The organism is Sphingomonas sp. IC-56, from assembly GCF_021043375.1.
Taxonomy (GTDB): Bacteria; Pseudomonadota; Alphaproteobacteria; order Sphingomonadales; family Sphingomonadaceae; genus Sphingomonas.
The window spans coordinates 41574-59958 of sequence record NZ_JAJNDV010000007.1; the positions used below are offsets into that span (position 1 = coordinate 41574).

An 18385-nucleotide genomic window follows, 5' to 3' on the forward strand; every position below is an offset into this window, starting at 1 on the left:
TCAGCCGCAACGCGTTATTGCCCCTGCTATCGGCGCAGGCTCCGTCGCTCCGCGAGTCCCGCGCGTGCATCAAGAGGAGGCGTTCATGACCAATCTTGTGAAGAAGGCGGTGCTTGGCGGCGTTCTCGGCGCGACGGTCTTGACCGGCATGGCGCCGGTCGCCGAGGCGCAGCGCTATCGCCATTATCATCGCGACCGTGACAATGGCGGGGCCGCGCTCGTCGCCGGCATCGCCGGGCTGGCGATCGGCGCGGCGCTGGCCAGCGACCGCGGCTATGACCGGCGCTACGATTATGACCGGCGCTTCTACCGCACCCGCGGCTATTATCCGGTCGACGGCTATTATTACCGCGATCATTATCGGCGCTATCGCGGCTGGGAGCGGTGCGGCGTGCGCCGGATGTACGATCCCTATCTCGGGCACCCGGTGCGGGTGCGCTACTGCCGCTGAGGCGGCGAGCGGACGACATGGCGGGGCGGCGCGGGCAAAGGCTCGCGCCGCCCTCTTCGTTTGCGCGGATGTGCAGCTACACTGGAGGGCATGCACAGCGATTCGCCTGACCCCGTAGACGCGGCCGATCCCTATGCCCGCGAGGCGCAGACCTTTCCGGCCCTGTCGGCGGAGATGACCGAGCGCATCGCCGGCTTTGGAGCCGAGGAAGCAGTGGCGGAAGGGGCGTTCCTCTTTCGCCGGGGGGACCGCAGCGTCGACTTCTTCCTGTGCCTGGCAGGTGGCATCGAAATACTTGACCATGACGTGCAAGGTGCCGAACACGTCGTCCATCGTCACGCGGCCGGGCAGTTCACGGGCGAGCTCGATCTGTTCAACGACCGCACCATCCTGGTGAGCGCGCGGGCGCTGCCGGGCACGCGGGTGATACGCGTTGGGCGTGCCGACTTTCGCCGGCTGATCACGGCCGAGCCCGACATTGGCGAGATCGTGATGCGCGCGTTCATCCTGCGCCGCGTCGGCATGCTGCTCCATGGCGAGGCCGGCGTCGCGCTGGTCGGCCCCGGACACATGGCCGATACCGCTCGGCTGGAGACCTTTCTCTCGCGCAATGCGCTCCCGCATCGCCGCATCGATACCGAACAGGACGCTGACGCCGCCGGGTTCCTGGAATGCTTCGCGCTGCGCCATGCCGACCTGCCGGTGGTGGTGGCGGACGGACAGGTGCTGCGCCGTCCCTCCAATGCGCAGCTGGCCGACGCGCTCGGCCTGACCAGCGCGATCGATCCCGGGCATGTCCATGACGTGGCGGTGGTTGGCGCCGGGCCCGCGGGATTGGCCGCGGCGGTCTATGCCGCGTCGGAGGGGCTCGACACGATCGTGATCGAATCAGTGGCGCCGGGCGGGCAGGCGGGAACAAGCTCCAAGATCGAGAACTATCTCGGCTTCCCCACCGGCATCTCGGGCCAGGCGCTGGCCGGGCGCGCCCAGGTCCAGGCGCAGAAGTTCGGCGCTCGGCTGCTGGTGTCGCGGTCGGTGGCCGGGATCGACTGTGAGACCCACCCCTTTCGTCTGCAGCTCGACGACGGCGCCAGCATCCAGGCGCGTTCGGTGGTGGTCGCGACCGGTGCGCGGTACCGCAAGCTCGATCTGCCGCGCTATGCCGAGCTGGAAGGCAACGGCATCTATTATGCCGCAACTGCGATGGAGGCCGGTCTGTGCGCGTCGCAGCCGGTGGTGGTGGTTGGCGGCGGCAACTCGGCGGGGCAGGCGGCGATCTACCTTTCTCAGACGGCCGGGCACGTTCATATCCTGGTGCGCGGGCCCGGGCTCGCCGCGACCATGTCGAGCTACCTGATCGACCGCATCGAAGCATCGGATCGCATCACGCTCCACCCCTATACCGAAGTGACCGAGCTGGAGGGGGAGGGCCATCTGCGTGCGCTGCGCTGGACGAACCGGCAGAGTGGCGCACCCCAGCGCCAGGAGGTCGGTGCACTGTTCGTGATGATCGGCGCCGAACCCAACACGGAATGGCTCAACGGCTGCATCGACCTGGATCCCGCAGGATTCGTGCGCACCAGCGAGGGGCACACGCTGTTCTGCTCGACCCATCCCGGCATCTTCGCGGTGGGCGATGTGCGCGCCGGATCGGTGAAGCGCGTCGCGTCGGGGGTCGGTGAGGGATCGGTGGTGGTATCGGCGCTGCACCGTTACCTTGAAAGCCTGCGCCAATGACGGCAAAGGCGAGGCCATGAGCGACACCCCTCCCGACCGCCTGTCGGTCAATCCGCAGAGCCCGCACTTCAACCAGCAGGTGCTGGAGCGCGGCATCGGCATCCGCTTCAAGGGCCAGCAGCGCCACGACGTCGAGGAATACAGCATTTCCGAAGGCTGGATCCGCGTCGGCCTGGGCAAGAAGGTCGACCGCAAGGGTCAGCCGCTGACGATCAAGCTGGTCGGTCCGGTCGAAGCATGGTTCGAGCGGCCGGCAGAAGGTGAGTCGCAGGACGCGGCGCAGGACGAAGCCGAGGGCTGAGCCCGTTGAACTGTCACCCCGGCACCTGGCCGGGGCGACAGCATCCAATTGTCAGTGAACGAAGCGCGCCACCACGTCGCGATACGAGCGGCTGACCTTCACCTGCGCGCCTGAATCGAGCACCAGGAAGCATTCGCCATTGGTGTGCGGCTTGACCTGCTTGACCAGGTCCAGGTTGACGATGGTCGAGCGGTGAACGCGCTGGAACCGGCGCGGATCGAGCCGCTTCTCCAGGTCCTTCATCGTCTCACGCAGGATCAGCGTGTTGTCGCCGGTATAGATGCACATGTAATCGCCGGCCGCGTCGATGCGCTCAATCGTGTCGACATCGACGCGGAAGATCTGGCCGCGATCCTTGATGTTGATGAGCTTCTCGAAGCGGTTGGACGCCATTTCGGTGTTGCCGTCAGCAGCACCCATATCGTCCACCGCGTCAGGCGCCACTTCGGCCAGCACTTCCTTCAGCCGGTCGACTTCCTCGACACCGCGCTTTTCCGCCAGGCGCTGGCGCACCCGGTCGAGCGTGTCGGCAAGCCGCGAAGGCTCCACCGGTTTCATCAGGTAATCCATCGCCTGCGCCTCGAACGCGCGAATGGCGTGATCGCTATAGGCGGTCACAAAGACGAACAGCGGCGGCTCGACTTCCATCAGTCCTTGCACGACGGAAAAGCCGTCAAAGCCCGGCATCTGGATGTCGAGAAAGACGAGATCGGGCTTATGGGTCTTGATCGATCGAATGGCTTCGCGGCCGTTCGAGCATTTGTCGATAATCTCGACATCCTCATGTTCCTGGAGCCGCAGCTCGAGCCCCTGGATCGCCAGGGATTCGTCGTCGACGAGGATGGTACGGATGGTCATGCGGCCTCTCGGTTCGGTTCCTCAAGCTGGAACGGTATTTCGATCTCAACGCTGAACCCTTCCCCAGGATTCGTACGCGCATCGAAGCGATGGTCAGGCCCGTAAGCCTGAACCAGCCGTTCCCGAATATTGGCGAGCCCCACGCCAGTTGAAAGCGTCGGCCTTGGCTTCGCTTCGATCAATCCTGGGCCGGTGTCCGACACGGCGATCTGCACCCGTTCTCCGGTGAGCCGAGCCGTGATGGTGATATCGGCGCCTTCTTCCTGCGGCGTGACGGCATATTTGATCGCGTTTTCGACCAGCGGCTGGAGCAGCAGCGAAGGCAGCCGGGCCTTGGCGACGCGCGCATCGATGTCGAAATGCGGTCGCATCCGCTCGTCGAAGCGCATCTTCTCGATCTCGAGGTACAGCTTCAGCGTCTCCACTTCCTGCGCCAGAGTAACATGCGCAGTGGGCTCGTTGGCCAGCGTGTAGCGCAGGAACGAGGACAGGCGGCTCAGCATCACGTTCGCGCGCTCGGTCTGCTTCAGAAGCACCAACGTGGAGATCGAATTGAGCGTGTTGAACAGGAAGTGCGGGTTGAGCTGATAGCGCAGCATCGCCAGCTGCGCGCTCGACGCCTGCAGCTCCAGCGCCTGCATCTGGTCGATCTGCTGCTCGACGATCAGGTAGAAGTTGATCCCGAAATACAGCGCCGACCAGCCGGCGAGCACGGTGAAGTTCAGGAACAGCGTGGCCAGTACCAGGCTGATGCTGATTCCCGGATCAGCCAGCTTGATCAGCGAATAAGTAAACGCGTCGAGCACGGCATAGATCACCGTGGCGAGCGCCAGGGTGCCGAGCGTCAGCAGGATGCCGGTGATCCGTGGCATTCGGCGATAGCTGCCATAGAGCGTGGAAAGCAGCAGGGTGAGGCAATAGCCGACGATCGATTCGATGATCGGCAGCAGGATGTTTTCGACCGACAGCGTGTTCGAAATCGAGGAAACCGTGCGCAGCAGCAGATAGCCGCTCCAGCCCGCCGCCTGGAGCATCCAGAAGGCGCGCGCCTTGTCCTCGAAAAAGGGGCGCGAGAGCAGGCCGGGCCTGCTGATCGTATCGGGCATCAATTGCCGCGCGGGTTCCACTGCCTTGGCCACCCGCGCCCTCTAACACCGGGTGCCATAGTGGGCAAAGAGCCCGCCAAACGAAAACCGCCGCCCCATTGCTGGAGCGGCGGCTTTTCGTTCAGCCAGGAAGCTGGATCAGAACTCGAAGTGGATCGAGCCCGTGAAGGTCCGCGGCGAACCCAGGTTCAGGCGCGGGTTGTTCGAGAAGCCCTGATTGGTGGTCAGGCTGCCGAAAAACCGCTCCTTGAGCAGGTTGGTCGCGTTGAACTGCAGGAAGGTGCGCTCCAGGCCGACGTTGGACAGGCCGAAGCGGATGTCCGCGTTCACGAGCGTGTAGCCAGCCACTTCGAAGTCGTTCACGTCGGTGACCCAACGGTCGCCGGTGTGCTTGGCTTCGATGCCGAACTGGAAGGGTTCCAGGTCCAGCTGTGCGCGGCCGCCATAGGTCCACTGCGGCGTCTCGACGACTTCCTTGCCGCGCAGCGGGATCACCGTGTTGCTGCGCAGGTCGAGCAGGTCATCCTGCAGCTCGGTCTTGATGTACGAACCGAAGGCATAGAGCGACAGCTGCGGGATCGGACGGACGCTGACGAGACCGTCAAAGCCATAGCTCTTCACCGCGCCGACGTTGCGGTCGACGTTGATGAAGTTGGTCGAGCCTTCTTCCTGCACCTGCGAGCTGATGATGCGGTTCTTGTAGTAGATGTACCAAGCACCAGCCTGCGCCGTGAAGACGCGCGAGTTGTAGCGCAGACCCAGGTCGAACGAGTCGGTCTTTTCCGGCTGCAGATCGAAGGACGGCTGGATGTACACGCCATTCGAAACGCGGGTTGCGCCGTACGAGTAGAGATTGTCGGTCTTGGGCGCCGAGAAGCCCTTGGCGTAGCTAGCGAACAGGCTCACGCGATCAACCAGGTCGAAGGTGAAGCCAACGTTCGGCAGCACCGCGCTATAGGTCTCGACGCGGTTCTGGTACGGCGCACCATACTGGCCGCGGGTAGCGTTCGCGCCAACCTGTGCCAGGGTTTCGGAGGTGCAGTAGGCGTCGCTCGACTGGCCCGCGATCGTGTAGCAGAAGTTGCTGAGATTGCGGCGGAAGAACGGTGCGCGCACGCCCAGGTTCAGGTTCAGGCGGTTGTCGAAGAACTTGCCGCGATATTCACCCGAAACCTGATGCAGGATCGCATAGGACAGGCGATCACGCTTGTTCAGCACATTGCCTGCGCGGTCGAGAACCGGGCGCTCGGTGTCGCCGTCGAAGCCGAATACGTCATACGGACGACCGATTGAATTCAGCAGGCTGGCTTCACCGGTCTGGCGGTGGCGTGCACGGTCCCAGGTATAGGCGACGCGAACCAGGTTGTTCGGGTCGATCTGATAGCGCATGCCGGCAATCGCGACGAAGCGCTGGGTGCGGGTGTTCGACGGATAGTAGACGCGAACGCGGTCACGGATGTCGCCATCGCCGTTGATGTCGACGCCACCGGTCAGGCGGCCGCCCTGGTTGGTGTTGTCACCCGATACCGTGGTCCCGCTCTCGTTGAAGATCGTCGAGCCGCCGCCATTGGCGCGGGTGAAGCTGTAGCCGCCGTCGAAGGTGAACAGCAGGCTGTCGGTCAGCTCGAAGCGCGAGTTGAGGCGCATCACGCCCGTGTCCGACGGATTCATCGCGGTCAGCGAGGAATTGGCGCACGATGCCGCGTCGTTCTGCGCGGTGTTGTTGCCGAACGCTACGTTGGCCGAAGGCGGCGAGCAGAACTGGTCGTACGGACCCGTGACCGACGAGTCGCGGTTGTCGAACACGGCGTCATACTGCTCGCGCGACAGGTCCAGCTTGTACGGATTCTCCGGCGTCGGTGCACCCGCGCCCGTGGCGTTCGGAACCACGGTGGCGCCGAGGAGCGTCCGGATGTTCGCGCTGGTCGGGTTGCTGTACTGGCTGTTGCGGTTGCGGTTGTAGTGACCCGACAGGGCGATGAAGTCGCCATTGCCGCCGATCGGCTGATAGACCTTGGCGTTGAACTGCTGCTTGCTCAGCTTGCCGAAGCCGCGGAACTGGTCATAGGTTTCGTTGCTGGCGGCGATCCAGGCCTTGGTGCCGAACTTGGTCAGTTCGCCGGTGTTGATCATGCCGAACACACGATTAAAGTCGAACGTGCCGTGCGTGTAGACCGCGATCGCGCCCATCTCGTCGGTGGGCATCAGCGAACGATAGTTCACGGTGCCGCCCGAGGCGCTGGCCGTCGGCGAGTCGACGTCGGTCGCGCCGAAGTTCACGTTCGCCTGCTCGATCAGCTCGGGGTCGAGCATCTGGTTCGAATAGACCGAATAGTTGCCCGAGTCGTTGAGCGGGATACCGTCGAACGTCACCGAGACGCGGTCGCCGCTGAAGCCGCGGATGCGCAGGTTGCCGCCCGAGGTGCCATAGGGATCGTTGTTGGTGAAGTTGACGCCGGGGACGAAGTTGATCGTCTCCAGGATCGACTGGCCGGGCACCTGGCGCTCGATGAACTCCTGGGTCAGCACGGCGCGGGCCTTGGGCTGATCCGGGATCTGGACGCCGCCGATCTCGCGCGGGCCAGCCTGGCCGGTGACAACGACTTCTTCGGCCTGACCTTCCGCTTCGATCGTACCGGTCGACTGCGCATACGCGCTCACCGGAGTCATCAGCGCGGCAACTGCCACGCCAGCATACAGCTTGGTGCGCATTTATATCCCTTTTCGGTGTGCTCGGTCAGCACGGTCACGCGGTGGGCTTCACCGTCCGGCGGCCCATGCGAATGATTTATGTCGACTCTATGACAGTCAACGGAACCGTTATGAAACCTGAGCGTTGCGCGCTGGTTTCACTTTGCTGCGTTGCAAAAAAGTCACTCAGCCGAGGCGGCAATCGTCTGCCATTCCGCCTCGGTAAGCACTTGAATTCCCAAGTCCGCCGCCTTCTTCAGCTTGGAGCCCGCGTCCGCGCCGGCGATCAGCATATCCGTCTTGGCCGATATCGATGTGGCGACTCGCGCGCCCAGCGATTCGGCCTGCGCCTTGGCCTCGTCGCGGCTCAGCGTTTCCAGCTTGCCGGTGAAGACCAACGTCTTGCCGCTGACCTGCGACGCGCGAGTCTCCACCACGAAGTCGGGCGGCGACACCTCGGCCAGCAGGTCGCTCCACAAGGCGCGGTTGTGTGGTTCATGGAAGAAGTCGGCCAGCGCATGCCCCACCGCCGCACCCACATTTTCGACACCGATATGCTCGGCCATCGCCTTGTCGAGCCGCGCCTGGTGCTTCTGCGGCGTCTCGCCGAGCACCGCCGCGCACTCGGCGCGTAGCGCGATCAGTGCGTCGCCCAGCTCTTGCAGTTCTTCCAGCGTCCGGTAGCGCTTCAACAGGTCGCGCGCAGTGACCACGCCGATGTGGCGGATGCCCAGCCCGAACAAGAGGCGCACCGCGTCGGGCGCCCGCTTGGCCTCGATCGCTGCGAGCAGGTTGTCGACCGACTTCTCCTTCCACCCCTCGCGCCCGAGCAGGTCGTCGCGGTGGTCCTTCAGGCGGAAGATGTCGGCCGGTTCCGTAATCCACCCCAGCCCCAGGAACTCGACCAGCGTCTTCTCGCCAAGGCCCTCGATGTCTAGCGCGCCGCGGCTGACGAAGTGGCGCAGCCGCTCCAGCCGTTGCGCCGGGCAGATTAGTCCGCCGGTGCAGCGGATATCGACTTCGCCTTCCTCGCGCACCGCTTCGGACTGGCAGTCGGGGCAGTGCGTCGGAAAGATCCAGGCCTCGCGCGGCTCCTCGCGTGTGAGGTTCTCGACGATTTGCGGGATCACGTCGCCTGCGCGCTGGAGCACCACCCGGTCGCCCGGCCGCACCCCCAGCCGTTCGATCTCATCGGCATTGTGCAGCGTGGCGTTGGTCACCACCACGCCGCCCACCGTCACTGGCTCCAGCCGCGCGACCGGCGTCAGCTTGCCGGTCCGCCCAACCTGGATGTCGATCCGCTGCAGGGTGGTCTGCGCGCGCTCGGCGGGAAACTTATGGGCGATGCCCCAGCGCGGCGCCCGCCCGACATAGCCCAGCCGACCCTGCCAATCGAGGCGGTCGACCTTGTACACCACGCCGTCGATGTCGAAGGGCAGGTCGGCGCGTACCGCTTCGATCGCGCGGTACTGCGCCAGCGCCGCGTCTAGGTCGAGCGGCCCGGCGAACAGATCGGATACGGGGAAGCCCATCGCGCGGATGGCGGCGATTACCGCTGCCTGCGTCTCGACGGGCAGTCCGCTGGTCTCGCCCCAGCCCCAGGCGAGGAAGCGCAGCGGGCGCGTGGCGGTGACTGCCGCATCCTTCTGGCGCAGCGAGCCTGCGGCGGCATTGCGCGGGTTGGCGAACTGGCGCGCTTCCTTGCCCGCTGCCTCTGCCTCGGCGAGCAGCCGGGCATTGAGCGCCGCGAAGTCGTCCTTCGCCATATACACTTCGCCGCGCACTTCGAAGATCTCGGGCGCGCCGCTCAGCGTCTGGGGAATGTCGGCGATGGTGCGCGCGTTCGCCGTCACATCCTCGCCGACCCGCCCGTCGCCGCGGGTCAGCGCCTGCACGAGTTTCCCGCCCTCATAGCGCAGCGAACAGGACAGCCCGTCGATCTTGGGTTCGGCGGTAAGGGCCACCGCCTCATCGTCACCGAGATTCAGGAACCGCCGCACCCGGCCGAGGAAATCCGCAACATCCTCGCGCGAGAAGGCGTTATCCAGGCTGAACATCTGCCGCGCATGCGCAACCTTAGCCAGGTGGCCAGAGGGCGCCGCGCCCACCTGGCGCGACGGCGAATCGCTGCGCACCAATTCGGGAAACGCCGCCTCAATCGCGACATTGCGCCGCATCAGCGCGTCATAGTCCGCGTCGCTGATCTCAGGCGCGTCCTCGGTGTGATACAGCCGGTTATGGCGGGCGATCTCGGCGGCCAGCCGCTCGAGTTCGGCGGCGGCGTCTTCGGGCGTGCGGGGCAGCTCGGCGGTCATGCCGACCGGTTAGGGGAGGGGCGCCCCGCCGATCAAGCTTGATCGCACGCCCGCGCCCAGCAATGACGGCGCCATGCGCTTCGTCAAGCTCGCCCTCGCCGTCCTGCTCTGGATCCTTGTAGCGTTCTGCCTCGCCGCGACGACGCTCCCGCACTTCCTCGACCGCGTCTATTATGAGGGGCCCGAAACCGCCCATTACGACGGGGCGCATTTCTTCAATCCCGATGGGGACAACGATCGGCTTCGCCAGCGCCCAGGCAGCCGCTTCGGCTTCGTCACCCGCTATCTGCTCGGCAATGACGACCGCCCCGCCTGGCCCGAGCGAGTAGCGGTCCGCCCGACAAAGCCGGCCGCTCGGGTGGACGGACAGGCTATGCGGGTGACCTGGGTCGGCCACGCCACCCTGCTGGTCCAGGCCAACAGCCTCAACATCCTGACCGACCCCATCTGGAGCGACCGCGCCGGTCCCTTCGGCCTCGGGCCAAAGCGGGTGGCGGAGCCCGGCATCCGCTTCGACGATCTGCCGCGCATCGATCTCGTGCTGGTGAGCCACAACCACTACGACCATATGGATCTCGCGACCTTGAAGCGGCTGTGGGACCGCGATCGGCCACTGATCGTCACCTCGCTCGGCAATGACCGCGTCATGATCGACGCAGGCGTGCCCGCGCGCGCGCTCGACTGGGGGCAGTCGCTCGACGTGCGCCCTGGCATGCGGGTGGCCGTCACCCGCAACCATCATTGGGGCAGCCGCTGGTTCTCCGACCGCAACCGCGCCCTTTGGTCCAGCTTCGTGGTCGAGCTCTCGGGCGGCAATTTCTTCTTCTCGGGCGACACCGGGCTCGGTGACGGGAAATGGCCTGCCGAAGCCGCCGCGCTTGGCTCCATCCGCCTCGCTGCCATCCCGATCGGCGCCTTCCGCTTCGAGGACAAGCAGATGGCTTCGGGCAGCCATGTCGGCCCGCTCGGCGCGCTGCATATCTGGCAGGGGCTAGGCCAGCCTCAAGCGATCCCGATCCACTGGGGCACCTTCCGCCTCTCGCGCGAAGCCTATGACACGCCGCCGCGTATGCTGGCGGGCATGCAGCGCTGCGCCGGCCCCGATCCGCGGCGTTTTGCACCCGCCGCCATCGGGCAGAGCGTGGAGGTGCCGCCGCTCGCCGCGCCTGGCCCTGCGCCTGATTTCGCCAAGCTCGAAGCCTGCATCCGCGCCGGCCAGTTCGACGCGCTGCGCTGAGCTCGTGTCGCGCGGCTATCACACCAGCATCGACCGCGCCGGGCTGGCCCTCGGTGCCGGCAGCCTGATGCTCGGTTGCATGACCTTCCTGCTGTTGCTTCTGGGCGACGCGCACGATCCGCGCAGTCTCGCACTTGGCTTCGCGCTCGGCACGCTGATCGGCGCACTCGGGCTTGTCGCGGTCGCCGGTCCGCTATGGCTGGCGCTGCATGCCGCCGGCCTGCGTGGTCCGGTGACCGCCGGTGTCGCGGGCGCGGTCCTGGCGCTGACGCTGTTCGTCGCGGCGCAGACGCACGGCTTCGGCCTGTTCGACGCACAGCCGCTTGGGCGCAGCGCCGCGCTGTTCCGCTGGGTCAGCGCTTTGCTCACCGCCGGATTGCTGGCGATGCTCGCAGGCGCCATGGCGCTCGCCATGTGGCGAATCGCCTATCGTCGCCGCTGAGAAGAGGTGGGGAGCTTCTGTTGCCCGGTGCCCCGAGCACATGAAGGTCCAGGGGGTTCTGTTGCCCGGCCCCCCTGGTGGCCGCTGGAATCCGCTTCTGTTGCCCGGTGCGGTCCAACCGCGCATTTTAGTCTAACCTTAAGCCGTTAAGCCGTGGGGTTAGGCCGCAATAGCGAGTGCTTCGTTATCGTTGGCACTTGTGTTTCAGACCGTCACAGTGGCCCACGCTGAGAGATAGATAGCGCTTTTCAACACACGTCGATCCTAGTTCGGCCCCATCATGAGCCCCGCTGAAAGCGGGGGTTATGGTGGAGCCGCCGGGTACCGCCCCCGGGTCCGCTGCGCCTATTGCACGCCTTCGTTTATCCCCATAGCCGAGCAAGCCCGGCACGACCCATATAGGGGCTATGTCGGTTCATGAAAAGGCCAGCTTGCAATCGCTAAGGCCTTCACAGCCAAGCAATTGGTCGCCATGGGAGAAACATCATGTTGACGCAGCGTTCTCGCTACGCGCTTCGCGCGATGCTTTTCCTTGGCGATCAGTCGGCGAGCGTGCCGACGGCGATGAACCGCATTGCGAGCGAGGCCAATGTGCCGCGCAAGTTCCTGGAACTGATCCTCGCCGATCTGCGCGACGCTGGCTTCCTGCTATCGACTCGCGGGAAGATGGGCGGGTACCGCCTCGCCCGCGCCCCGCATCTCATCTCGCTGGGGGAGATCATCCGCGTGATCGAAGGGCCGCTGGCGCTGGTCCCCTGCGTCAGCCGCACCGCCTATCGTCCGTGCAATGATTGTAAGGACGAGGCGACCTGCGCGATCCGCTTGGCCATGTCGCGCGTGCGCGACGAAACCGCGCGCATTCTCGACGGCACCAGCCTGGCCGACGCCACCGCCACGGTTCTCGCCGCCGCCTGACCCTTATCAATCCTCCCTCGCAAAGCGGGGGAGGTGGCGCCGAAGGCGACGGAGGGGGCCTCTCCACGGGCGATGCCGACCGATTTCGTCACCCCGGCCTTGAGCCGGGGTCCCGCTGCCTTGCCCCACAAAAGAAGAAGCGGGATCCCGGCTCAAGGCCGGGATGACGAGAAGAGCCTAAGTTCCCTCGTTGCGCCGCCTCAATTCGTCCCTGATCTCGCGCAACAGCTTCACGTCCTCCGCCTCGGGCACCGGCGCCGCCTCGCCCGTCTTCTTCTCATGCTCCACCACGCGGATCGCCCGGTTCACGCCGCGCACCAGCAGGAACACCATGAACGCCAGGATCAGGAAGTTTATCACCACCGTGATGAACTGCCCGAAGCCGAACAGCGGCACACCCGCCGCCTTCAGCGCCGCATAATTGTCGGGTGACCCCGCATAGCTTGCCGGAATCGCCCCCAGCCGAATGAAATAGCTGGAGAAATCGAACCCGCCGAACAGCCATCCGACCACCGGCATGATTAGGTCGTCGGTCAGCGACTTGGTGATCGTGCCGAACGCCGCGCCGATGATCACGCCTACCGCCAGCTCCAGCACGTTGCCGCGCGCGATGAAGGTCCGGAACTCCTTCCACATGCCGTCCATTCTCCGTCCGATATATGCGGTTCGTTACATGTCCGATTTCGCTTTCGGGCTCCAGTGTTCTTGCCGTATAAGACACCGTGCCCCCATATCAGGGGCTCAACTGGGTTTGGAGGATCATTCCCGATGAAGTTTCGTGCTGCGACCGCACTCGTCCCCGCCGTCCTGCTGGCGGGCTGCGGCCTCAACAGCGTTCCCACCGCCGAGGAAGAAGCCAAGGCGAAGTGGGCCGACGTCCAGACCAACTATCAGCGCCGCGCCGACCTGATCCCCAATCTGGTCGCGACCGTGAAGGGCGCCGCAGGCTCGGAGGGCAAGATCCTCGCCGACGTCACCAACGCCCGCGCCCGCGCGACGCAGATTCAGGTGACCGGCGACGACTTGACCGATTCGGCCAAGATGTCGGCGTTCAACCAGGCGCAGAACGGCCTGACCCTGTCGCTCCAGCGCATGCAGGAAGCCTATCCCCAGCTTCAGAGCCAGGGTAACTTCACCACGCTGATGTCGCAGCTGGAAGGTACCGAGAACCGCATCGCGATCTCGATCCGCGACTATAACGCCGCGGTGCAGGCCTATAACACGCGCATCCGTACCTTCCCCGACGCGGTCGGCGCCAAGATCTTCTACGGTGCCAAGCCGATGACGCCGTTCCAGGCACAGGCCGGTGCGGACAAGGCGCCCACTGTCGATTTCGGGAACACCAACTGATCCTTTTCGGATCAAGGGAAACAGTGTGACCATCCAACGCGCGCTCGCGTTCGTCCTCAGCCTGCTCCTGCTGCCGCTTGCGGCGCAGGCGCAGAGCTTCCCCAAGCTCACCGGCCGCGTGGTCGACGCCGCAAACCTGCTCTCGCCCGAGCAGGAGGCGCAGATCACGCAGCTGTCCAGCGAAGTGGAGCAGGCCTCCTCGCGCCAGTTCGTCGTCGCGACGATCCCGGATCTCGGCGGCTATGACATCGCCGATTATGGCTACCGGCTTCTCCGCGACTGGGGCATCGGCCAATCGGAGGCGAATAACGGGATCATTCTCATTGTCGCGCCGGCCGATCGTAAGGTTCGCATCGAAGTCGGATATGGCCTCGAGCCGATCATGACCGATGCCCTATCGAACGCAATCATCACTGAACAAATCATTCCGCGCTTCAAGGCGGGCGATATGGGCGGCGGCATCGTCGCAGGTGCGCAGGCGATCGGCGAGCAGATGCGGCTGCCGTTGGAAGCGGCAGAACAGCGCGCCCAGCAACAAGCGCAGAAGCAGGCCAAGGCAGCGCCGCGCCAGACGCGGAGCAACGGCGGGGGTATCCCCTGGGGCTTGGTCTTCTGGGGCGTGATCCTTGTCTTTGTCATCCTGCCGATGCTCTTCGGCGGCCGGCGCGGGCGTAAGGGTTCGCGGCGTTACCGCGGTCGCGGTGACGGCGGCGCCCTGCCGATCATCCTGTGGAGCATCGCCAGCGAAATGAGCCGCGGCGGTGGTTCCGGCTGGGGTGGTGGCGGCGGCGATTGGGGCGGCGGCGGCGGCTTCTCCGGCGGTGGTGGATCGGGCGGCGGCGGCGGCGCCTCGGGGAGTTGGTGACGATGCGGCTCAGCCAAGCGGATCATGAACGCGTCACCGGTGCGGTGACGCAGGCCGAGCTTTCCACCGACGGTGAGATCGTCACGGTCGTGGCCGGCCGATCGGACCCCTATCACGACGTCGCGCTGCACTGGACGGTGCTGGCGATGCTGCTCGTGCTGGCGCTGCTTGCCTGGGTACCCACGCCGGTGGAATGGCTTCACGCCCGATTCGTCGACGCCTGGTCGGACACCCCGCCGCGCTGGTATCTGACGTTTGCGCTGCTGCTAATGGCCCTGACCTTCCTGGTCGCGCGCGTGCTGCTCGCAATCGATGCGCTGCGCATGCTGCTCACGCCGGGCGCCACCAAGGCGCGCCGCGTCCATCGCGCAGCAATGAAGCTGTTCCGCACCGCCACCGAGAAGCGCACCAAGGCCTCCACCGGCGTGCTCCTCTATCTGAGCCTCGCTGAACACCGTGCGGAGATCATCGCGGACGAGGCGATCCACAGCCGCGTCGCCCCCGATGTCTGGGGCGCCGCCATGGCCGCGCTGATCGCCGACGTGAAGGATGGTCGCCCGGGCGACGGCATGGCCGCCGCCGTGACTCAGATCGGCGCTATCCTCGCGGAGCATTTCCCGCGGAGCGAAGGCGACACCAACGAATTGCCCGACCGGTTGATCGAACTATGAGCAGCGACCCCATCGAGATCGCCTGGGAAGGCAAGTGGATCCAGGCCAAGCGCCAGGGCACCTGGGAGTTCGTCTCCCGCGCGCGGGGCATCAAGGCGACAGTGATCGTCGCCATCGATGACGACGATCATGTCCTGCTGGTCGACCAATACCGTGTCCCGCTTGGCAAGCGCTGCCTCGAACTCCCCGCCGGCCTCATTGGCGACGAGCACGACACCGACACGGTGGAAAGCGCCGCCCGGCGCGAGCTGGAGGAAGAAACCGGCTATACCTGTGCGGAGGTAGTCGACCTCGGCGAATTCTACGCCTCACCCGGCATGGTCAGCGAAAGCTTCTACCTGGTCCGGGCGACCGGCCTGTCGAAGATCGGCGAAGGCGGCGGCGTGGCGGAAGAGGACATCAACGTCCACCGCGTGCCCATGGCCGACATCCCCGCCTTCGTCGCACAGAAGCGTGCCGAGGGCTTCGCCGTCGACGTGAAGATGCTGCTCCTGCTCGCCAGCGACCTGCTCAAGCCATAAGATCCTCTCCGGAACGGGGAGGGGGACCGCTCGCGAAGCGAGTGGTGGAGGGGGCTGCCCACCAGCCTGGAGCGCAGAGACTAGCCCGGCGTCACCCTCACGCGCGCCGCCGCATTCGTGCGACGAGGGCCCTACTTACCGGAAATTATCCGCATACGCCTGAAGCTTCAGCTTCCGCTCAGGCGCGGGCACCACATGATACGCATAGCCCTCACGCTCGGCATAGGCGATCGCCGCCTCGGCCGTCGGAAAGGTGATCCGCACCTGGTTCGACACGTCGCCGCCGCCGTTCCAGCCCGTCAGCGGATCAGCTTCCTGCGCCTTTGCCGGCTCGAGTTCGAGCATCCAGACGTCCAGACGCGAGCGCCCCGACTGCATCGAGTTCTTGGGACGCTGAAAGATACGAGCGGTCTTCACGAAAAACCTCCAATGGTCACGCCCGCTCTAACGCGCGGCGGCGCGTCTTGCATCCGCATTTTTCGTGCGCAGCGTCGCCGACGCATTGGCGGGGTCATCGGGCCAGGGATGCCGGGGATAGCGCCCGCGCATCTCCTTGGCGACCGCCGCCCAGCTGCCCGCCCAAAATCCGGGCAGATCGCGCGTCGTCTGGATCGGTCGTCCGGCCGGCGAGGTGAGGCTCAGCACCAGCGGCACGCCGTTGCCGATCGTCGGATGCTCGGACAGCCCGAACAGCGACTGCACCCGCAACTCCACCCGCGGACCGCCTTCCGCGGCATAGTCGATGGCATGGCTCGATCCGGCAGGCGTCTCCAGCCGCGCCGGCGCCAGCTTGTCGAGCGTGCGCTGCCCCTCCCATCCCAGCAGGTTCTGCAACGCCTGGGTCAGCCCCTCCGCCGCCACCGCATCCAGCCGCCGCTTGCCCACGAGCAGCGGCGGCAACCAGTCGTCCAGGCCGTCGATCAGCGCTTCGTCCGACAGCGCGGCATAGCCGCCATACGCCGCCCGCGTCCGCAGCGCCTGCGCCGTCTCCGACCAGGGCAGCAGCCCCAGCCCATGCGTCCGCACCCCCTCCAGCAACGCGGCCTCGATCTCGCCAGGATCGGCCGCCGAGTCCGGCCCACTCGACAGTCGGATCGCGCCAAGCCGGCGCTCGCGCACCGCTTCGGTGCGGCAAGTGGCGGGATCGAACCGCACGCGTCGCCGCGTCTCGATCCGTCCGCCGAACAGCGCCTCAACATCGGCAAAGTCGATCTTCACCGCCGACAGGATACGCGCACCCGCTGCCATCCCCTGCGTCTCCGCCACCGCCAGCCACTCGGCCCGCGCGAGTGATGAGGTCGGATCGAGCTTGAAACCGCGCCCGCCGACCGATGCCCAGGTCTCCCCCGACCCATCCCGCCGCTTCGCCACGCGATCCGGGAAAGCCAGCGCGATACAAATGCCAACCGCTTCTCCCCTCCCTCCCAGGGAGGCGCCGGGGGCCAACTTGGACCACCGCTCCGCCAGCCGCCGGCCATTCTCCGCCCGCTGCCCGCGCTCCCCCCGCCACCGCCGCAACCGCAGTTCCAGATCGGCGTCGTTCCCGCCCAGCCCACGCTCGCCGAGCAGCACCGCAACCTCCGCCGCGGTCCGCGCCAGCCCCATTTCGCCCGCGCGCACCAGCATATGCCCCAGCCGGGGCGGCAGCGGCAGCCTGGCGATCGCCTTGCCATGCTCGGTCGGTCGCCCGGCGTCATCCAGCGCCTCCAGCACGCCCAGCCGCCCCCGCGCCTCCGCCACCGCAGCCTCGGGCGGCGGGTCCAGCCAGGCGAGCTGGCGCGGGTCGCTGACGCCCCACAGCGCGCAGTCGAGCGTCAGCGCCGACAGATCGGCTTCCAAAATCTCCGGCGGATCGAAGCGCGGCAGCCCCGCCGTCGCCGCTTCCTCCCACAACCGATAGGCCACCCCGGGACCCTGCCGCGCCGCACGCCCGGCGCGCTGCGTCACCGACGCCTGGCTCGTCCGCTCGGTCACCAGCCGCGTCATGCCCGCTGCCCGGTCATAGCGCGGCCGCCGTGCCAGCCCCGAATCGATCACCACCCGAATGCCGTCCAGCGTCAGCGACGTCTCCGCGATCGAGGTCGCCAGCACCACCTTGCGCCGACCCTCAGGATCCGGCGCGATCGCCGCTCGCTGCGCCCCCGGGTCCAGGCTCCCGTGCAGCCGGTGCAGTGCCGCCCCCTCGGGCAGCGCCAGCCGGTCGGCGGTCCGCTCGATCTCGGCCACCCCCGGCAGGAACGCCAGCACGCCGCCGCTTTCCTCGCGCAGCGCAGTCCGGATGGCCCCGGCCACCGAATCCTCGATCCGTGCCTCCGCCGCGCGCCCCACATGCTTGAGCGTCAGTGGGTAGGAGCGCCCCTCGCTCTCCACCACCGGCGCCCCGCCCATCAGCCCGGAAAAGCGCGTGCCGTCCAGCGTCGCTGACATCGCCACCAGCCGCAGGTCGGGCCGCAGCCCAGCCTGCGCATCCAGCGCCAGCGCCAGTCCGAAGTCGCTGTCCAGGCTGCGCTCATGCACTTCGTCGAACAGCACCGCCGACACGCCCGCCAGCTCGGGATCGGACTGGATGCGGTTCACGAAGATACCCTCGGTCACCACCGTCACCCGCGTCGCCGCCGATCGCTTGGCGTCCATCCGCGTGGCATAGCCAAAGGTGCGGCCGACCGGCTCACCCGCCAAAGCCGCCATCCGCTCGCCCGCCGCGCGCGCCGCCAGCCGCCGGGGCGACAGCAACAGCACTTCGCCGCTGCACCACGCCTCACCCAGCAGCGCCGGCGCCACCGCGGTCGTCTTGCCCGCGCCCGGCGGCGCCACCAGCACGGCGTTCGACGCTCCGCGCAGCACGTCGAGCAAAGCCGGCAACACGGCATGGATCGGCAGAGTCTCACGCATCACGCGCAACCAATTGCCCGAACCCGGGTTGGG

17 protein-coding genes and 1 other RNA gene are annotated in these 18385 nt (G+C 66.4%); 10 read left to right on the forward strand and 8 right to left on the reverse strand.

Translation table 11 applies throughout. The annotated features are described in order from the left end of the window. The first annotated feature begins 85 nt into the window (after positions 1 to 85). The 3 genes from LQ953_RS10890 to LQ953_RS10900 all read left to right on the forward strand — a co-directional run bounded on the left by LQ953_RS10890 (position 86) and on the right by LQ953_RS10900 (position 2489). Positions 86 to 451, forward strand: coding sequence for a hypothetical protein (locus tag LQ953_RS10890; protein ID WP_231030929.1), 366 nt, complete (start codon positions 86 to 88; stop codon positions 449 to 451). 90 nt (positions 452 to 541) lie between these two features. After that, the gene (locus LQ953_RS10895; protein WP_231030930.1) at positions 542 to 2188 is read left to right on the forward strand and encodes an FAD-dependent oxidoreductase; all 1647 of its coding nucleotides are present in this window, start codon (positions 542 to 544) and stop codon (positions 2186 to 2188) included. Positions 2189 to 2204: 16 nt separating this feature from the next. Further along, positions 2205 to 2489, forward strand: a complete 285-nt coding sequence (locus tag LQ953_RS10900) for a DUF3297 family protein (protein WP_231030931.1) — start codon at positions 2205 to 2207, stop codon at positions 2487 to 2489. A gap of 51 nt (positions 2490 to 2540) precedes the next feature. Here the strand turns inward: LQ953_RS10900 and LQ953_RS10905 are convergent, their stop codons facing one another. From LQ953_RS10905 to ligA, 4 genes are all read right to left on the reverse strand, one after another. After that, on the reverse strand, positions 2541 to 3347 hold the full coding sequence (locus LQ953_RS10905) for a LytR/AlgR family response regulator transcription factor (protein ID WP_231030932.1): 807 nt from the start codon (positions 3345 to 3347) through the stop codon (positions 2541 to 2543). Then, positions 3344 to 4453 (reverse strand): sensor histidine kinase, encoded by a 1110-nt coding sequence (locus LQ953_RS10910; protein ID WP_231031054.1) that lies wholly within the window; start codon positions 4451 to 4453, stop codon positions 3344 to 3346. The genes LQ953_RS10905 and LQ953_RS10910 overlap by 4 nt, the downstream gene beginning before the upstream one ends. A gap of 138 nt (positions 4454 to 4591) precedes the next feature. Further along, complete coding sequence (locus LQ953_RS10915; protein WP_231030933.1) at positions 4592 to 7165, reverse strand: TonB-dependent receptor; 2574 nt, start codon at positions 7163 to 7165, stop codon at positions 4592 to 4594. A gap of 161 nt (positions 7166 to 7326) precedes the next feature. Next, the gene (ligA, locus tag LQ953_RS10920; RefSeq protein ID WP_231030934.1) at positions 7327 to 9459 is read right to left on the reverse strand and encodes an NAD-dependent DNA ligase LigA; all 2133 of its coding nucleotides are present in this window, start codon (positions 9457 to 9459) and stop codon (positions 7327 to 7329) included. A gap of 73 nt (positions 9460 to 9532) precedes the next feature. On the opposite strand from ligA, the gene LQ953_RS10925 reads away from it, so the two are divergent. Together LQ953_RS10925 and LQ953_RS10930 are read left to right on the forward strand one after the other, a co-directional pair. Beyond that, the gene (locus LQ953_RS10925) at positions 9533 to 10696 is read left to right on the forward strand and encodes an MBL fold metallo-hydrolase (protein WP_231030935.1); all 1164 of its coding nucleotides are present in this window, start codon (positions 9533 to 9535) and stop codon (positions 10694 to 10696) included. 4 nt (positions 10697 to 10700) lie between these two features. Further along, positions 10701 to 11138, forward strand: coding sequence for a hypothetical protein (locus tag LQ953_RS10930; protein ID WP_231030936.1), 438 nt, complete (start codon positions 10701 to 10703; stop codon positions 11136 to 11138). Positions 11139 to 11224: 86 nt separating this feature from the next. Here the strand turns inward: LQ953_RS10930 and ssrA are convergent. After that, positions 11225 to 11566: a transfer-messenger RNA gene (ssrA, locus tag LQ953_RS10935) on the reverse strand. 58 nt (positions 11567 to 11624) lie between these two features. Between ssrA and LQ953_RS10940 the strand changes: the two genes are divergently transcribed. Beyond that, complete coding sequence (locus tag LQ953_RS10940) at positions 11625 to 12053, forward strand: RrF2 family transcriptional regulator (protein ID WP_231030937.1); 429 nt, start codon at positions 11625 to 11627, stop codon at positions 12051 to 12053. Positions 12054 to 12230: 177 nt separating this feature from the next. Here LQ953_RS10940 and mscL read toward each other — a convergent pair whose 3' ends face one another. Further along, on the reverse strand, positions 12231 to 12689 hold the full coding sequence (mscL, locus tag LQ953_RS10945; RefSeq protein ID WP_231030938.1) for a large conductance mechanosensitive channel protein MscL: 459 nt from the start codon (positions 12687 to 12689) through the stop codon (positions 12231 to 12233). A 132-nt stretch (positions 12690 to 12821) separates the two neighbouring features. On the opposite strand from mscL, the gene LQ953_RS10950 reads away from it, so the two are divergent. The 4 genes from LQ953_RS10950 to LQ953_RS10965 are packed head-to-tail and all read left to right on the forward strand — an operon-like array spanning position 12822 to position 15460. Then, the gene (locus tag LQ953_RS10950; protein ID WP_231030939.1) at positions 12822 to 13403 is read left to right on the forward strand and encodes a LemA family protein; all 582 of its coding nucleotides are present in this window, start codon (positions 12822 to 12824) and stop codon (positions 13401 to 13403) included. A gap of 31 nt (positions 13404 to 13434) precedes the next feature. After that, complete coding sequence (locus LQ953_RS10955) at positions 13435 to 14268, forward strand: TPM domain-containing protein (protein ID WP_231031055.1); 834 nt, start codon at positions 13435 to 13437, stop codon at positions 14266 to 14268. Positions 14269 to 14270: 2 nt separating this feature from the next. Beyond that, positions 14271 to 14939: a TPM domain-containing protein gene (locus tag LQ953_RS10960; RefSeq protein ID WP_231030940.1), complete on the forward strand. Its 669-nt coding sequence runs from the start codon at positions 14271 to 14273 to the stop codon at positions 14937 to 14939. Beyond that, a complete protein-coding gene (locus LQ953_RS10965) occupies positions 14936 to 15460 on the forward strand; it encodes an NUDIX hydrolase (RefSeq protein WP_231030941.1) in 525 nt (174 codons plus the stop codon). The genes LQ953_RS10960 and LQ953_RS10965 overlap by 4 nt, the downstream gene beginning before the upstream one ends. Before the next feature lie 135 nt (positions 15461 to 15595). Here the strand turns inward: LQ953_RS10965 and LQ953_RS10970 are convergent, their stop codons facing one another. Both LQ953_RS10970 and hrpB read right to left on the reverse strand, forming a co-directional pair. Beyond that, positions 15596 to 15877 carry an ETC complex I subunit gene (locus tag LQ953_RS10970; protein WP_231030942.1) on the reverse strand — a complete coding sequence of 94 codons (282 nt, stop codon included), beginning with the start codon at positions 15875 to 15877 and terminating at the stop codon, positions 15596 to 15598. A 27-nt stretch (positions 15878 to 15904) separates the two neighbouring features. Beyond that, the gene (hrpB, locus tag LQ953_RS10975; protein ID WP_231030943.1) at positions 15905 to 18352 is read right to left on the reverse strand and encodes an ATP-dependent helicase HrpB; all 2448 of its coding nucleotides are present in this window, start codon (positions 18350 to 18352) and stop codon (positions 15905 to 15907) included. Between the last annotated feature and the right edge of the window lie 33 nt (positions 18353 to 18385).

Excerpts from the sequence above, each read along its gene's own strand:
- LQ953_RS10890 (WP_231030929.1), top strand. The coding sequence starts at position 86 with ATGACCAATCTTGTGAAGAAGGCGGTGCTTGGCGGCGTTCTCGGCGCG.
- LQ953_RS10895 (WP_231030930.1), top strand. The coding sequence starts at position 542 with ATGCACAGCGATTCGCCTGACCCCGTAGACGCGGCCGATCCCTATGCC.
- LQ953_RS10900 (WP_231030931.1), top strand. The coding sequence starts at position 2,205 with ATGAGCGACACCCCTCCCGACCGCCTGTCGGTCAATCCGCAGAGCCCG.
- LQ953_RS10905 (WP_231030932.1), bottom strand. The coding sequence starts at position 3,347 with ATGACCATCCGTACCATCCTCGTCGACGACGAATCCCTGGCGATCCAG.
- LQ953_RS10910 (WP_231031054.1), bottom strand. The coding sequence starts at position 4,453 with ATGCCCGATACGATCAGCAGGCCCGGCCTGCTCTCGCGCCCCTTTTTC.
- LQ953_RS10915 (WP_231030933.1), bottom strand. The coding sequence starts at position 7,165 with ATGCGCACCAAGCTGTATGCTGGCGTGGCAGTTGCCGCGCTGATGACT.
- ligA (WP_231030934.1), bottom strand. The coding sequence starts at position 9,459 with ATGACCGCCGAGCTGCCCCGCACGCCCGAAGACGCCGCCGCCGAACTC.
- LQ953_RS10925 (WP_231030935.1), top strand. The coding sequence starts at position 9,533 with ATGCGCTTCGTCAAGCTCGCCCTCGCCGTCCTGCTCTGGATCCTTGTA.
- LQ953_RS10940 (WP_231030937.1), top strand. The coding sequence starts at position 11,625 with ATGTTGACGCAGCGTTCTCGCTACGCGCTTCGCGCGATGCTTTTCCTT.
- mscL (WP_231030938.1), bottom strand. The coding sequence starts at position 12,689 with ATGTGGAAGGAGTTCCGGACCTTCATCGCGCGCGGCAACGTGCTGGAG.
- LQ953_RS10950 (WP_231030939.1), top strand. The coding sequence starts at position 12,822 with ATGAAGTTTCGTGCTGCGACCGCACTCGTCCCCGCCGTCCTGCTGGCG.
- LQ953_RS10960 (WP_231030940.1), top strand. The coding sequence starts at position 14,271 with ATGCGGCTCAGCCAAGCGGATCATGAACGCGTCACCGGTGCGGTGACG.
- LQ953_RS10965 (WP_231030941.1), top strand. The coding sequence starts at position 14,936 with ATGAGCAGCGACCCCATCGAGATCGCCTGGGAAGGCAAGTGGATCCAG.
- hrpB (WP_231030943.1), bottom strand. The coding sequence starts at position 18,352 with ATGCGTGAGACTCTGCCGATCCATGCCGTGTTGCCGGCTTTGCTCGAC.